Source organism: Streptomyces sp. NPDC014870 (genome assembly GCF_043081505.1).
GTDB lineage: Bacteria > Actinomycetota > Actinomycetes > Streptomycetales > Streptomycetaceae > Streptomyces.
This window is the reverse complement of the sequence record NZ_JBIBWQ010000001.1, coordinates 824,097-837,642: the sequence shown is the minus strand read 5'-3', so window position 1 is coordinate 837,642 and position 13,546 is coordinate 824,097. Positions and strand designations below refer to the sequence as shown.

General features: G+C 73.4%; 12 protein-coding genes and 1 pseudogene. 3 read left to right on the top strand and 10 right to left on the bottom strand.

Going from position 1 to position 13,546, the window contains the following annotated elements; translation table 11 throughout:
* Window positions 1–131: 131 nt before the first annotated feature.
* Window positions 132–818 carry a 2OG-Fe dioxygenase family protein gene (locus ACF09C_RS03505; protein WP_392088151.1) on the bottom strand — a complete coding sequence of 229 codons (687 nt, stop codon included), beginning with the start codon at window positions 816–818 and terminating at the stop codon, window positions 132–134.
* A 56-nt stretch (window positions 819–874) separates the two neighbouring features.
* Window positions 875–1,918, bottom strand: a complete 1,044-nt coding sequence (locus ACF09C_RS03500; protein ID WP_392088149.1) for an iron-containing redox enzyme family protein — start codon at window positions 1,916–1,918, stop codon at window positions 875–877.
* 230 nt (window positions 1,919–2,148) lie between these two features.
* Between ACF09C_RS03500 and ACF09C_RS03495 the strand changes: the two genes are divergently transcribed.
* Complete coding sequence (locus ACF09C_RS03495; RefSeq protein WP_392088147.1) at window positions 2,149–2,865, top strand: hypothetical protein; 717 nt, start codon at window positions 2,149–2,151, stop codon at window positions 2,863–2,865.
* Between the two features lie 52 nt (window positions 2,866–2,917).
* Complete coding sequence (locus ACF09C_RS03490) at window positions 2,918–3,676, top strand: sortase domain-bontaining protein (RefSeq protein ID WP_392088145.1); 759 nt, start codon at window positions 2,918–2,920, stop codon at window positions 3,674–3,676.
* Between the two features lie 3 nt (window positions 3,677–3,679).
* Here ACF09C_RS03490 and ACF09C_RS03485 read toward each other — a convergent pair whose 3' ends face one another.
* The 6 genes and pseudogenes from ACF09C_RS03485 to ACF09C_RS03460 form a co-directional block, all read right to left on the bottom strand.
* On the bottom strand, window positions 3,680–6,469 hold the full coding sequence (locus tag ACF09C_RS03485; protein ID WP_392088690.1) for a fumarate reductase/succinate dehydrogenase flavoprotein subunit: 2,790 nt from the start codon (window positions 6,467–6,469) through the stop codon (window positions 3,680–3,682).
* A gap of 74 nt (window positions 6,470–6,543) precedes the next feature.
* Window positions 6,544–7,281: an ABC transporter ATP-binding protein gene (locus ACF09C_RS03480; RefSeq protein ID WP_392088143.1), complete on the bottom strand. Its 738-nt coding sequence runs from the start codon at window positions 7,279–7,281 to the stop codon at window positions 6,544–6,546.
* Window positions 7,278–8,200 (bottom strand): annotated as a pseudogene (locus ACF09C_RS03475) (ABC transporter permease). The gene ACF09C_RS03480 and the pseudogene ACF09C_RS03475 overlap by 4 nt, the downstream one beginning before the upstream one ends.
* Window positions 8,197–9,573: an ABC transporter substrate-binding protein gene (locus tag ACF09C_RS03470; RefSeq protein ID WP_392088141.1), complete on the bottom strand. Its 1,377-nt coding sequence runs from the start codon at window positions 9,571–9,573 to the stop codon at window positions 8,197–8,199. Before ACF09C_RS03470 ends, ACF09C_RS03475 begins: the two are co-directional and overlap by 4 nt.
* A 14-nt stretch (window positions 9,574–9,587) precedes the next feature.
* Window positions 9,588–9,815: a ferredoxin family protein gene (locus ACF09C_RS03465; RefSeq protein WP_392088139.1), complete on the bottom strand. Its 228-nt coding sequence runs from the start codon at window positions 9,813–9,815 to the stop codon at window positions 9,588–9,590.
* A 46-nt stretch (window positions 9,816–9,861) separates the two neighbouring features.
* Complete coding sequence (locus ACF09C_RS03460; RefSeq protein WP_392088137.1) at window positions 9,862–10,629, bottom strand: GntR family transcriptional regulator; 768 nt, start codon at window positions 10,627–10,629, stop codon at window positions 9,862–9,864.
* A 420-nt stretch (window positions 10,630–11,049) separates the two neighbouring features.
* Between ACF09C_RS03460 and ACF09C_RS03455 the strand changes: the two genes are divergently transcribed.
* Window positions 11,050–11,343: a hypothetical protein gene (locus ACF09C_RS03455; protein WP_392088135.1), complete on the top strand. Its 294-nt coding sequence runs from the start codon at window positions 11,050–11,052 to the stop codon at window positions 11,341–11,343.
* A gap of 58 nt (window positions 11,344–11,401) precedes the next feature.
* On the opposite strand, the gene ACF09C_RS03450 is transcribed toward ACF09C_RS03455, so the two are convergent.
* Both ACF09C_RS03450 and ACF09C_RS03445 read right to left on the bottom strand, forming a co-directional pair.
* Window positions 11,402–12,052, bottom strand: a complete 651-nt coding sequence (locus ACF09C_RS03450; protein ID WP_392088134.1) for a lactate utilization protein C — start codon at window positions 12,050–12,052, stop codon at window positions 11,402–11,404.
* Window positions 12,049–13,494: a LutB/LldF family L-lactate oxidation iron-sulfur protein gene (locus ACF09C_RS03445; protein WP_392088688.1), complete on the bottom strand. Its 1,446-nt coding sequence runs from the start codon at window positions 13,492–13,494 to the stop codon at window positions 12,049–12,051. Before ACF09C_RS03445 ends, ACF09C_RS03450 begins: the two co-directional genes overlap by 4 nt.
* Window positions 13,495–13,546: the final 52 nt, after the last annotated feature.

Genomic DNA, 13,546 nt, shown 5'->3' with positions numbered 1-13,546 from the left:
GGGGTGCCCCCCCCTTTGGGGGGTGCCGGCGGGGTGGATTTGTTCACTCCACCACCGCGTTTTCCGGGGGGGGGGGGGGGGGGGGGCCCCCCGGGGGGGGGGGGCCCCCCCCCCCGCGGCGCCGCCCCAGGTCACTGCTCGGCGAGCGCGGCGGCGTCGTGCTCTTCGCCGTACCACTTCTCCGCCCAGCGGGAGAACGCGATGATCACGATGTCCCGGTGGCCCGGACCGCCGTCGGCGGAGAGCACGTCGGTGACGTCGTGGGCCAGCGCGCGGTCGTCCAGCAGGACCGCCTGGCCGGGCTCCAGCGTCCCGCTCCAGAAGGGCGCGTCCGCGCCCGGGTTCCACAGCCGGGTCTGGCCGCCGCCGACGTTCACCTTGTTGAGGACCGCGATCATCACGAACTCGTGCCCGTCGTGGTGCACGCCCTCCGGGGTGAGCGGGCCAGGCTTGCCGCCGTCCGCCTTCGTCCGGTTCTGGTGGACGTTGATCTGCCAGTCCTCGGACCGGTCCAGGCCGAGCTCGCGGACGCCGTGCTCGATGAGCGGCGTGAAGTCGACCTTGATCGGCTCGTAGACGCGGCGGATGCCGCCGCCGACCGAGTTGAACTTCTTGTACGTGGTGTAGTCCCGGTGCGCGAGCCGCTCGAACGACCACGCGTCCTCGCCCTGCGGGCTGAGCCGGTACTGCGAGAAGCGCTTGAAGCGGGTGCCGTGGCCCATGTACTCGTCGACCGGGCAGTCGTCGTAGCTGGGCAGGACGTCGGCCGAGACTTCCGGCAGGTCGATGATGGTGAACCGTTCGCTGCCGAGGGGCATGGTCTCTCCTCCAGAATGTGGGGTGGCGACGAAGAACGGACGTCCGACGGGGGACGTCAGGCGGCGACGGAAGGCATGCGCTCGTCCAGGTACGCGGCAGAGGAGTTGAGCCGCCAGAGGATCCCGCGGGCGATGGCCCGACGCATGTCCGCGGACTCGGCGGCGGGCAGCACCACGTTGTGGAACCAGCCCTGCGCGTGCTGGGAGTCGATGGTGATGTGCAGCTTGTGGTAGACGATCCCGACCTCGGGCAGCCCGAGCCGCTCCCAGGCGTGCACGACCTGCACGAACCGGTCCGGCGCCATCCACTCGGTCATCCCGAGGAAGCCGACCGCCTCCGGGTACAGGGTGCGGTGGCGGCACAGCATCACCGCGAGGTTGCCGTTGAGCAGCGAGGTGGCGGTGAGCGAGCGGGCGAGCTCGTCCTCCGAGATCTCGAAGACCTCGTAGATCTTGTTGAAGAGGTGGGTGTGGACCTCCTCGGGCTTGCCGTTGCCCATCTCGTCCCAGAAGTTGGCGGCGATCTCCATCTTGGCGGCGCCGGCCGTGCCCACCTGCATCATCGCCAGGAGGTCGTCGAAGCGGCCGTCCACGACCGACTCCTGCATCACGTAGTTCCGCAGGTCGCTCTCCGTGGCGGAGTTGCGGATGAACTCGTGGTAGTACGGGTGCTTGTACACCCGGTGGCTCTTCGCCGTGTTCTTGAGCCAGCTCAGGTACTCACGGGGCTCCGTGGGGGCCTCCTCGAGCAGACCCGGCTCGATCAGACGGTCCTGCGCGGCGGCCGTGGCGGTCTCGAGCGACCGGGCTATCTCGTAGACGACGACGGAGCCCTCGGCGTTCTGCTGCCCGGGGATCTTCGTGTACAACTGGTAGATCCTGTCGAGCAGATACTGCTGCGCGTACAGGGCGCCGCTGTCCCCGGCGGCAGCGGCGGCGTTGATGTCGGCCACCTCGCCCAGGACCTGGATCCGCTCGCCGCCCGACAGGGCGTCCACCTTCTCGGGCGCGGAGCCGAGCCATGAGCACACCCTGTCCACGGTGGACAGGAACGGGTCTCCGGAGACATTCAGACCCTTGGAGCCGCCGACTTCAGGCATGTGTTTCCCCTTGGATTCACTGGACGAATCAGATTCTCGACACGTGGTCCGCGCACCACCGCCGCGGCGAGGTCGTGCCTCACGGCGGCCGCCGGGCGGCGGGCGTTGCCATTCTGCAAGGGGCCCGCTGGACGTCCTGTGTACGAGCTCTGTACGTCCCTGACGTCCCTCGGAACTAGGCTGACCTGGCGCTGAACAGGCACTGACCCGGTGTGACGGAGGTGGTGGGAGTGACGGACGGGAGCACGGGGGCACCCGTGACGTACGGCCTGCTGACGGTCGAGCGGGCGGACCTCGGCCCGGCGCGGTGGCTGAGCGAACGCGGGCCCGGCTTCGGCGCGTTCGCGACGGTCGGCGGGGTCGCCGCACCAGGCTTCACGGCGTACGCACGGGTGCTGCACCCCGCGGCCCTGGACGAGCGCCCGGTGCGCTGGAAGACCGTCGCCGCCGCGTACGGGCGGCGGGTGGGGGCGCTCACCGACTGGTACGAGGTGATCGGCGCCGAACGCTTCTGCCAGAACGCGCAGGAGTACGGTCTGCCCGGGGTGTGGGACGAGCACCCCGCCGAAGGGCCCACCCCGCGCGAGGTCGCGCAGGCCCTCATCCCCGTACTGACCCGGCACACCGCCACCCCGGAGCGGTGCTGGTTCGGGCTGTGGGAGGGCTACGGCCGCCGGGAGTGGACCGGGACGCCCACCTTCCCCACCCCGGAACGGGACGAGATCCTCCTCTCCGGGCCGCTCGTCGACGTGCTCTCCGTCGACGCCGAGGAACCGTTCGCCGAGCTTCCCGACCTGTGGTGGCCGCACGACCGGGCCTGGTGCGTGGGCGGTGACGTCGACCTGGTGAGCACGTACGTGTGCGGCTCGGACGAGCTGATCGCCGAGCTGCTGTCCACCCCCGGCCTCGAGGCGCACCGGGTGGCGGCCGGGGACCGCGTCGGCTGACCGCCCCGCCGCCCGGGGTGCCGGGACGCCGGGATTGGGCCATTCTGGTGACATGGGCGCCCAGGGTGGTGGGACCCTTCGTCGGGGTCCGTACGGAGGCCGGGGCGCGCGTCGCGTCCCGGCCGTCCTTGTCGCCTCGGTCGCGGTCGCCGTGACGCTCTGGGGTTGCACGGGCACAGCCACGGTCGCGGAGCGCGCACCGACGCCCTCCGTCACGGCCTCCGACAGCGCTTCTCCACCCGCGCGCACCGTAGCGCCCGCGCCCGCGCCCACGTCGTCGGAGCCGCCTTCGCCGCGCGGGCCCGTCCTCGCCGAGCTGTCCATCCCGTCGATCGGCGTGGCCGGTCTCGACGTCGTGCCGTACGAGGGCACGACCGACGACCGGGCGGGCACCCGGATCCAGGACCGCGGCGTGGCCGCGAGCCCGCACGGTGCGCGCGGCGGCGTCGGACCGGGGGAGATCGGCAACTACCTGGTGACCGCCCACCGGCTCTCGGCCGGTGGCGCGCTGCGTGACCTGCCCTCCGTCGAGGTGGGCGACCTCGTGCACGTCACGGCGGCAGGCACCGTGTACACGTACCGGATCGTCGAGACGCGGAGCACGTCCTTCCGGTCGGACCGCTCGCTCGCCGAGCAGCGGGCCGCCGTGCCGGGTGAGCCGGGTGAGAAGCCCACCCGGGCCATGATCACGCTCTCCACCTGCGCGACCCCGGAGGACAACGCGGCCGGCAACTACTGGCGCGACGCCAACGGCAACCCGGAGCACCGCATCGACAAGATCGGCGTCCTGACCGCCGAACGGCCCGCGTAGAACTCAGGACAGTGCCCGCGCCGCGTGCGCGCGTACGTCGGCGTCGGGGTCGGCGGTGGCCGTGGTGAGAGCGGTCCGGGCCTCCGGTGTCGCGCGGTGGGGGTGGAGGGAGAGAACGGCGGCCTTGCGCACGTCGGCGTTCGGGTCGGCCAGGGCCTTCGCGAGCGCGGGCACGGCCGGCCCGGCCGGGGCCGCGCGGAGGGCGGTCGCGGCCCCGGACCGCACCTGCCAGGCGGGGTCGGCCAGCCCGGCCACGGCGCCCTCGGCGAAAGCGGGCGGGCACCCGGTGACCGCGAGGGCGGCCAGGGCGGCTCCCCGGACGAGCGGGTCGGGGTCGGCCAGGAGCGGACGCAGCGGCTCGGGCGCCGGGTTCCGTACGGCTGCCAGGCCACGCGCCACGGCGACCCGGACCTCCCGGGCCGGGTCGGCGGCGGCCCCGACGAGCTCCGCGACGGCGTCCACCGAGACGAGGGCGCGGACGGCGTGGACGCGGACATCGAGGCCGGCGCCGCCGTCGGAGAGCGCGTCTGCGTACGCGGAGGCGTACAGGGCGGCGTCGCCGAGCCGAAGGGCCCGCAGCACCTCGAGGGCGGCGGCCCCGACGACGGGGTCGGCCCCGACGGCCGGGTTCGCCCCGGCCAGGGCGTCCCGGAGCGTCGCTCCCAACTCCGGTTCCGCGGGCAGCACTTCGACCAGCTCGCGCAGGGCGGCCGACGCGGCGTGCCGGACATGGGGCGCGGGATCCCGCAGCCGCTCGGCGAGCGCGGGACCGGCCCCGACCGGCATGGTCTCCCCGAGCGCGGCCACGGCGGCCGTCCGGACCGCCGGGTCGGCGTCGGTGAGGTAGGGCCGCAGCGCGACCAGGTCGGGAGCCTCCTCGGCGAGCGCGAGCAGCCGCAGCAGCGCGGGGTTCGTCCCGCCCGAGGCGGCCGGGGACACCGGCGCTGGCTCGGTGGTCGCCTCCCTCGCGGCCGACCTGCTCGCGGTCGACGCCGGAGGCACGTCCCGGCTCCCCGCCGTGGCCGTCGGGACAAGCGCCACCTCACCCAGCCACCGCTCAGGGCCCTGTTCCGGGGCGAACTCGGGTACCGGGACGACATACGGCTCGATCGGACGGGCGGTGAACTCCATCGCCCCGGACGGGGACTTGCGCAGGTCGATGTGGTGCAGCCAGCCCGAGTCGTCGCGCTCCGGGTGGTCGAGGCGCTCGTGGTACAGCCCCCACCGGGACTCGGTCCGCGCCAGCGAGGCACGGGCCGCCATCTCCGCGCAGTCCCGGATGAAGGACACCTCCGCGCAGCGCATCAACTCGTGCGCGGTGCGCGCCCCGAGCCCCTCGATCTCCGTCGACATCCGGGTGAAGGCCTCCACGGCGAGCGACAGCTTGGCACCGGTCTTCGGCGGCGCCACGTAGTCGTTCACGAACCGACGCAGCTTGTACTCCACCTGCGGCTGCGGCGGTCCGTCGGGGTTGCGCAGCGGGCGGTAGACCAGCTCGTGGGCGGCGGCGAGCTGCTCGGCCGGCAACTCCCCCTCGTACGGCCGGTACTGGGCTGCGTCCTCGCCGGCCAGGTCCCCGAAGACGAAGGCGCCGATCATGTAGTTGTGCGGGACGCACGCCAGGTCCCCGGCCGCGTACAGCCGCGGAACGGTCGTGCGGGCGTGCGCGTCGACCCGTACCCCCGAGGCGGAGTGGCCGCCGCACAGACCGATCTCGGAGATGTGCATCTCGATGTCGTGGGTGCGGTAGTCGTGGCCGCGGCCCTGGTGGAAGGTGCCGCGCGTCGGGCGTTCCGTCGTGTGCAGGATCGACTCGACGGCGCCGATCGTCTCCTCGGGCAGATGGCTGAGCTTCAGATACACCGGCCCCCGGTCCGAGGCGAGTTCGGTCGCGAATTCGGCCATCATCTGCCCGGACCAGTAGTCCGACTCCACGAACCGCTCGCCGTGCCGGTTCACCTGGTACCCGCCGAACGGGTTCGCCACGTACGCGCAGGCGGGCCCGTTGTAGTCCTTGATCAGCGGGTTGACCTGGAAGCACTCGATGCCGGTGAGCGCCGCGCCCGCGTGGTACGCCATGGCGTAGCCGTCGCCCGCGTTGGTGGGGTTCTCGTACGTCCCGTAGAGGTAGCCGGAGGCGGGCAGGCCGAGCCGGCCGCAGGCGCCCGTCGCCAGGATCACCGCGCCGGCCCGTACGGTGACGAACGCGCCGGTACGGGTGTGGAACCCGGCCGCGCCGATGGCCCGCCCGTCGTCCGGGTGCGTGAGCACGCGCACCGGCATGACCCGGTTCTCGATCCGGATCCGCTCCCGCATCTCGCGCCGGCGCAGCTGCCGGTAGAGGACCTTCTTGACGTCCTTGCCCTCCGGCATCGGCAGCACGTACGAACCGGAGCGGTGCACCTGCCGGACCGCGTACTCGCCGTGCTCGTCCTTCTCGAACTTCACCCCGTACGACTCCAGGCGCCGCACCATCGCGAAGCCGCGGGTCGCGGTCTGCCGGACGGTGGACTGGTCGACGATGCCGTCGTTGGCGCGGGTGATCTCGGCGACGTAGTCGTCGGGTTCGGCCCGGCCCGGTACGACGGCGTTGTTGACCCCGTCCATGCCCATGGCGAGGGCGCCGGAGTGCCGGACGTGCGCCTTCTCCAGGAGGAGGACCTGCGCGCCGCGTTCGGCGGCCGTCAGCGCGGCCATCGTCCCGGCCGTGCCACCGCCGATGACGAGGACGTCGCAGACCAGTTCCGTCGCGTCGGCGAGGTCGGGGACGGGGAGCGTGGGCGCGGTGAGCATGGGCTCGGCGGCGGCCGGGGGAGTCTCCGGTGGGGTGTCCACGGGGTGCCTTTCAGGGTGCTTCGGTCGGTGGATCAGAGGGACGCGAGGACGCGGCGGCGCAGCTCCGCGGTGGCGGGTGCCCGCCGGGCGTCCCTGCGGCGCGGGTGCGGTACGTCGAGCACCTCGCCGGACGGGAGCAGCGCGACCCGGTCGCCCAGGTGGACGGCCTCGTCCACGTCGTGCGTGACGAAGACGACGGTCGCTCCCGTGCCGCGCAGGATCTCCACGAGGAGGTCCTGCATCCCGGCGCGGGTGTGCGCGTCGAGCGCGCCGAAAGGCTCGTCCATCAGGACGGCCCGTGGCCCGCCGGCCAGCGCGCGGGCCAGCTGGACGCGCTGCCGCTGCCCGCCGGACAGCTGGTGGGGCAGCTTGCCCGCGTGGTCGGCGAGGCCGACCCGGTGCAGCCACTCGGCGGCGGACCCGCGTCGTTCGGCCCGGGGGACCCGGCGGATCGCCAGCGGCAGTTCCACGTTGGCGCGGATGGTCCGCCACGGCAGCAGGGCGTCGTCCTGGAACACCAGAGCCCGGTCGGCGTCCGGCCCCTCGACCGGCCGCCCGTCGTGGGTCACCCGCCCGTCCAGCGGCGGGAGCAGCCCGGCGAGGGTGCGCAGCAGGGTCGACTTGCCGCACCCGGACGGACCGACCACGGCCAGCAACTCGCCCGGTTCCACTCGGAGTTCGGCGGCGGCGAGGACGACGGCACCGTCCGGGTGCCCGAGCCGCACGTCGTGCAGGGCGAGGGCGGCGCCGGAGGCGGGCGGACGACTCATGACACCGACTCCTTGTCGAGGGCGGAGGCAGGGGCGGGGGTGGTGGTCGGGGTGAGGGCGGCCGGGACGGCGACGGTCGCGGCGACCGGGGCCGTACCGGAGTCGTTCCGGCGCGCGGCCGGTCGGGTGCGCCGGCGAGCGACGGGGCGGGCGGCCGGACGGGGCAGCCAGGCGGTCGTCCGGCGGCCGACGAACTCCACGGCGGTGGCGGTCAGCCGGCCCAGAGCGCCGATGGTGACCATGCCGACGAAGACCCCCGGATAGTCGACGACCGTGTAGTCCTGCCAGGTGCGGTAGCCGACCCCGTACTCCCCGGAGATCATCTCCGCCGAGATCACGCAGATCCACGAGACGCCGACCCCCACCGAGAGCCCGCCGAAGATCCCGGCAGGGCGCCGGGCAGCACCACCGAGAAGAGCACCCGCGCCCGGCCGCCGCCCATGGTGAGCACAGCCTCCTCCCACACCGGGGAGAGGGCCCGCACGGCGTGCCGGGTCGACACCAGGACCGGGAAGAAGGCCGCCGTGAAGGTGATGAAGACGATGCCCTGCTCGTTGCTGGGCAGCAGCAGGATGGCGACCGGGACCAGGGCGATCGCCGGTATCGGACGCGCGACTTCGAGGACCGGGCCGAGGAGGTCGGCGGCCCAGCGGGAGCGGGCGATCAGGGTCCCGACCGCCACGCCCAGGACCGAGGCCAGCACGAAGCCGACCACGATCCGGCGCAGGCTGTGCCCCAGGTCCTGCCAGTAGCCTTCCGTGCCCACCCGGTCGGCGAACGCGGCCGCCACCTCGCCGACCGTGGGGAACTGCTCGAACCGCAGCCAGAGGTCGGCGTCGAGGACGGTCAGCAGCTGCCACACGCCGAGCGCCGCCACGAGCGAGCCGGCCCGCAGCAGCCGACGGCCCACGCCGCTCATGACGCGGCCAGCCCGAGGGCGGTCGGATAGTCCACGACCCGCGCACCGGCGTGCCCGGCGATGTACGCCCGCGCTCCCGCCGGGGTCACGAAGGCCCGCAGATCGGCGCCTTCGACGACCCAGACGGCCTTGTCGGCGAACCAGGACGTGCCGGTCACCGCGTCCGGCACGTACGCGGCGCGGACGTCACGGCCCGCGTCCCCGACCGCCTCCAGGAGCGCCTTCGGGCTGTCGAACGCACGGGTGTCGCTCCGCCCCTTCAGCCACAACTCGGGCTTGGCGGCGCCGGCCTTCGGATAGGCCGTCCGCTGCGCGGCGCGCTCCTGCGGAGCCCGGTCGACGAAGCCGTCCACGTCCACGTCGCCCACGAGCCCGGCGTCCTTGAGGAGCGGCACGTCCTTCTTCAGCGCGTCGATCAGCTCCGGGCGCAGTTCCGGGTCGAAGGTGGCGATGCCCTGGGCGCCGTTGTAGAGGTGGACCACCTCGGCCGGCAGCCCGGTCTCCTTCGCCACCGACTCGGCGGCGGCGACCGGACGGGCCCGCAGATGGTCGGTGGCCCGCCGCTGTGCGGTGAGGAAGTCGTCCAGGACCCCCGCCCGGTCCCGCGCGAACTTCTCCCGCACGGTGACCCCGTGGAAGGTCGGCAGGTTCAGCTCCGCCCCGTCGTACAGCGCCGTGGCGCGGCCCTCGAAGGCCAACAGCCCCGGCCAGGCGACGAACTGGGAGAGCGCGTCCACACTCCCGGCGGTCAGCGCGGACGCGCCCACACTGGGCTGCTGGTTCAGCTTCCTGATGCCCTTCTCCGGGTCGACGCCCGCGCGCTGGAGCGCCCGTACGAGCGTCCCGTCGGCGGCCGAGCCGACGCTCGTGGACACCTTCCTGCCCCGCAGGTCGGCCAGCGACCTGACGGGCGAACCGGGTGCGGTCACCACGGTGTTGAGCCCGCCGCGCAGGTTGTATCCGGTGACCGAGACGAGTCGTGTGGGCTGCCGCAGCTGCTTGCCGCGCGCGGCGTTGATGAGCAGCGGGAAGTCGCCCATCGAGCCGATGTCGATCTTCCCGGCGGTCATCTGGGCCGTGATCGGCGCCCCGGTCGCGTAGTCCTGCCAGACGACCTTGTAGCGGACGCCGTCCTTCCTGCCGCGCGCGGCGAGCTCCTCCTCGAAGTAGCCGAGGGAGCGCAGCAGGGTGCCGGCGGTGACGGTGTTGATGGTCTTCGACTGGTAGCCGACGGTGACCGTGACGGTTCGCCCGGCGCCGTCCGGGCCGTCGGCGTCCGCCGCGCCGCCGCAGCCCGTGAGCAGGGGCAGCAGCAGACCGAGGGAGAGGGGGAGGGGGAGGGAGCGGAGCGGGGTGCGGCGCGTGCCGGGCATGGGAGTCGGGCCTTTCACCGGAGCAGGTAGGGCATGTTGACGGTGACCGCGCCCGTGGGGCAGCGGGCGGCGCAGGGGCCGCAGTACCAGCACTCGTCGACGTGCATGTACGCCTTGCCGTCGTCCTCGCGGATCGCGAGCGAGTCGAGCGGACACATGTCGACGCAGAGCGTGCAGCCGTCGATGCACAGGGACTCGTCGATGGTCACGGGTACGTCGGCGCGTTGTGGCACCAGAGGCATGGCTGTCTCCAGAAAGGAAGGAAGGGGAAGAGGGTGCGGGAAGCGTTCAGAGGGAGCGGTGGAGCAGGCCGCTCATCGTGATGCGGTCGCCCCGGAACCGGATGAACTCCAGGTCCACGGGCCGCCCGTCGGGCAGACAGGTCAGCCGTTCGAGCATCAGCAGCGCCGCCCCGCGCGGAGCCTGGAGCACGGCGGCGGAGTGCGCGTCGGCGTTGACGGCTTCGAGGGTGATCTCGGCGTGCCCCAGGGGCCGGCCGGTGAGCGTCTCCAGGAGCCGGAAGACGTCCGTGTTCTCCAGGTCGCAGCCGAGGAGTTCACCGCCGATGTCCATGGGGAGGTACGACAGGTCCAGGGAGAGCGGCAGCCCGTTCAGCCGGCGCAGTCGCTCGATGCAGAGCACGTCCGTGTGCTCGGGCAGCCGCAGCCGGTGGGCCACCGGCCCCGACGCGGTGACCGGCCCCACGGTCCGCACCTCGTTGGTGACCCTGCCGTGCTCGTGCAGGGTCTCGGCCAGACCCTGGAGCCGGTCCAGGCCGTGCGGGTACTTCTCGCCGACGACGACCGTGCCGACCCCCGGCTGCCGCTCGACGAGCCGCTCGCCGCGCAGCAGGTCCAGGGCCTGGCGGACGGTGTTGCGGCTCGCCCGGTGGTCGGCGGCGATGGTGTCCTCCAGGGGGAGGACACCGCCGGGGAAGCCCCCGGTGAGGATCTGATGGCGCAGCAGGTCGGCGAGTTGCCGGGCCCGGTCCGCGCGGAGTCGCCGACGCCGCGCGGCGGCGACCGGGAGGGAGGCGGGGGTGGGTTCGGCTGGCATGCCCCGGAACGTACCGGCGGCCGGGCGGGCGTGGTGTTGCGGCGGTATTGCGCCACCTGACGCCCCGAGGGAACGGCTGTGACCTGCGACGTCCCGGCCACCCTCGCAAGATCCGCCACCCCACCGCCCACCAGCCGGACACGCCCTGCCCACGATGCGACACGGCGACGCCGTGCTCCCGGCGTGGTGAGGGCACGCCCACGCCGACGCCGACGCCGTACGGGAAGCGCCGTCCGGTGCTCCGGCGCTGTACGCGAGGATCCACTCCCGCGAGCCCGTCATCGGCCTGCGGACGGGGCCGGCCGCAGGAAGGGTGCCTGACCTGGGTTTTCCCGGGCCAAATGCCGGGAACCAGCCCTTTTGCCCCTGGCTCCGCCGTCGGACTGCCGGGGCACACCCGAGGTTCCGTCTGGAGGTCGCATGCTTCTCACCCACCACATCGACGTCGGCACGCTCCGCGTCACACTGCATCAGGGCCTCGACGTCACGAACCGGGCCGCGGCCGCCCTGCTCATCCAGGCCCTGGTCGACGCCCACCGGCCCGCGGCCGTCGTCCTCGACCTGCCCGGCGGCCCGGCCTCCGCCGCGACCATGAGCGCGGTGGCCCGCGCGAAGAGGATGTGCGACAGCCTCTCCATCCCGTTCACGCTCGTCCACCGACCGGCCGAACGGGCACTGTCCCGCGAGCCGCTCGCGGCGGCAGCGGGGGAGTGAGGGGGTCCCGCCGGGCGGGCGCCCGGCGGGACGATGCTCAGGCCACGACTCCGTGGCGTCAGGCCTCCACGAGCACGACGTCGAGCCGCCGGGGGCCGTGGACTCCCTCGACCCGGTCGAGTTCGATGTCGCTGGTGGCCGAGGGGCCCGAGATCCAGGTCAGGGGGCGTGCCGGGTCGAGCCGTTCGAGCGCCTGGGGGACCGAACCGACGACCTGCTCCGGGACGCGCACCAGACACACGTGGTGGTCGGGGACGAGGGTGAGCCTGCGGCCGCCCTGGTCGGGACCGGCGTCGAGGACCACGGTGCCGGTCTCGGCGACGGCCACCGCGCAGCCGGTCACGACCGTGTCCACGGCGTCGAGTTCGTACGGGGTGAGGCCGGGCCGGTCAGCGACGACAGTGGCGTCCGTACGGGCGAGCAGCGCGCGGGGCAGCCCCGCCGGCGCGAGGACCTGGCGCGTGCCGCGCTCGGCGAGGAGGCGCCCGATCAGCTCCGCCACCTCCTCCGGGCGGCAGCGGTGGACGACGGCGCGGTAGTCCGCCAGGTTCTCGGCGAGGAGCCCGACGGTCCGGTCGGTGTCCCGGTCTCCGTGCTCCCGGAGGTAGGCGCGGGGCACGGCCGCCTCGTAGGAGCTGTCCGCGTCGGCCGGGGGCACGTCGGCCAGGGCCTGACGGATCCGGCGCAGGACGAGGTCCCTGCTGCTCACGAGGATCCCTCCTTCCGCTCGTGCTCGCGGCCTCCGTGCTCGCCGGGGTCCCCGTGCTCCCGCTTCCACCAGGTGCGGAAGGACTCCGCGGGGACCTCCGGCAGATCCCGGCTGTCGGTCCACGCCCGCCCGGGTCCCGGCAGCCGGGAGGGGTGCAGGCGGCGGGTGAGCGCGGCCACGCGCTGCCCGGCCGCGTACGCGCGGGGATGCTCGAAGGCCCAGGTGGCGGCGCCCATCGCCGCGCCCTCCAGACGGTGGTCGCCCTGCTCGACGACCTTCTCGCGGAGGTGGACGAGGACCTCGGGGATGTCGATGGCGACCGGGCACACGTCGTAGCAGGCCCCGCAGAGGGATGACGCGTACGGCAGCGAGGCGTCGATCTCGCTCGCGGTGCCCCGGAGTTGGGGCGAGAGGATCGCGCCGATCGGGCCGGGGTAGACGGAGCCGTAGGCATGACCGCCGGCCCGTTCGTACACCGGGCAGACGTTGAGGCAGGCCGAGCAGCGGATGCAGCGCAGCGCCTGGCGGCCGACCTCGTCGGCGAGGGTGTCGGTGCGGCCGTTGTCGAGCAGGACGAGATGGAAGGTCCTCGGCCCGTCCCCGTCCGTCGTGCCCGTCCACATGGAGGTGTACGGGTTCATCCGCTCCGCGGTCGAGGAGCGGGGCAGGGTCTGGAGGAAGACCTCCAGGTCCCGCCAGGTCGGGACGGTCTTCTCGATGCCGACGACGGAGATGAGGGTCTCGGGCAGGGTGAGGCACATGCGGCCGTTGCCCTCGGACTCGACCACCACCAGGGTGCCGGTCTCGGCGACCATGAAGTTGGCCCCGGAGATGCCGACCTTGGCACGCAGGAACTTCTCCCGCAGGTGGAGCCGGGCGGCCTCCGCGAGGTCGGCGGGCCGGTCGGTGAGGTCCTCGGGTGCCGGGCGGCCCCAATTGCCCATCTCCGCGCGGAAGATGTCCCGGATCTCGCCCCGGTTGCGGTGGATGGCGGGGACGAGGATGTGCGAGGGCCGGTCGTCGCCCAACTGCACGATCAGCTCGGCGAGATCGGTCTCGTAGGCGGCGATGCCCGCCGCCTCCAGGGCTTCGTTGAGCCCGATCTCCTGCGTGGCCATCGACTTGACCTTGACGACCTCGCGCTCCCCGGTGGCCCGCACGAGCTCGGTCACGATCCGGTTGGCCTCGTCGGCGTCGGCGGCCCAGTGCACGGTGCCACCGGCGGCGGTGACCGCCGCCTCCAACCGCACCAGGTAGTGGTCGAGATGGCGGAGGGTGTGCTCCTTGATCCGCTTGCCGGCCTCGCGCAGCTCCGCCCAGTCGTCCAGCTCGGCGACCGCCTTGGCCCGCTTGTCACGGATGGTGTGCGTGGCATGCCGGAGGTTGGCGCGCAGGGTGGGGTTCCGTACGGCTTCGTGCGCGGCCTTCGGGAAGGCGGGCATGCCGAGATAGGCCCGCCCGTCGCCCGACCGCCGCCCCTCGACGAGCGCTTGC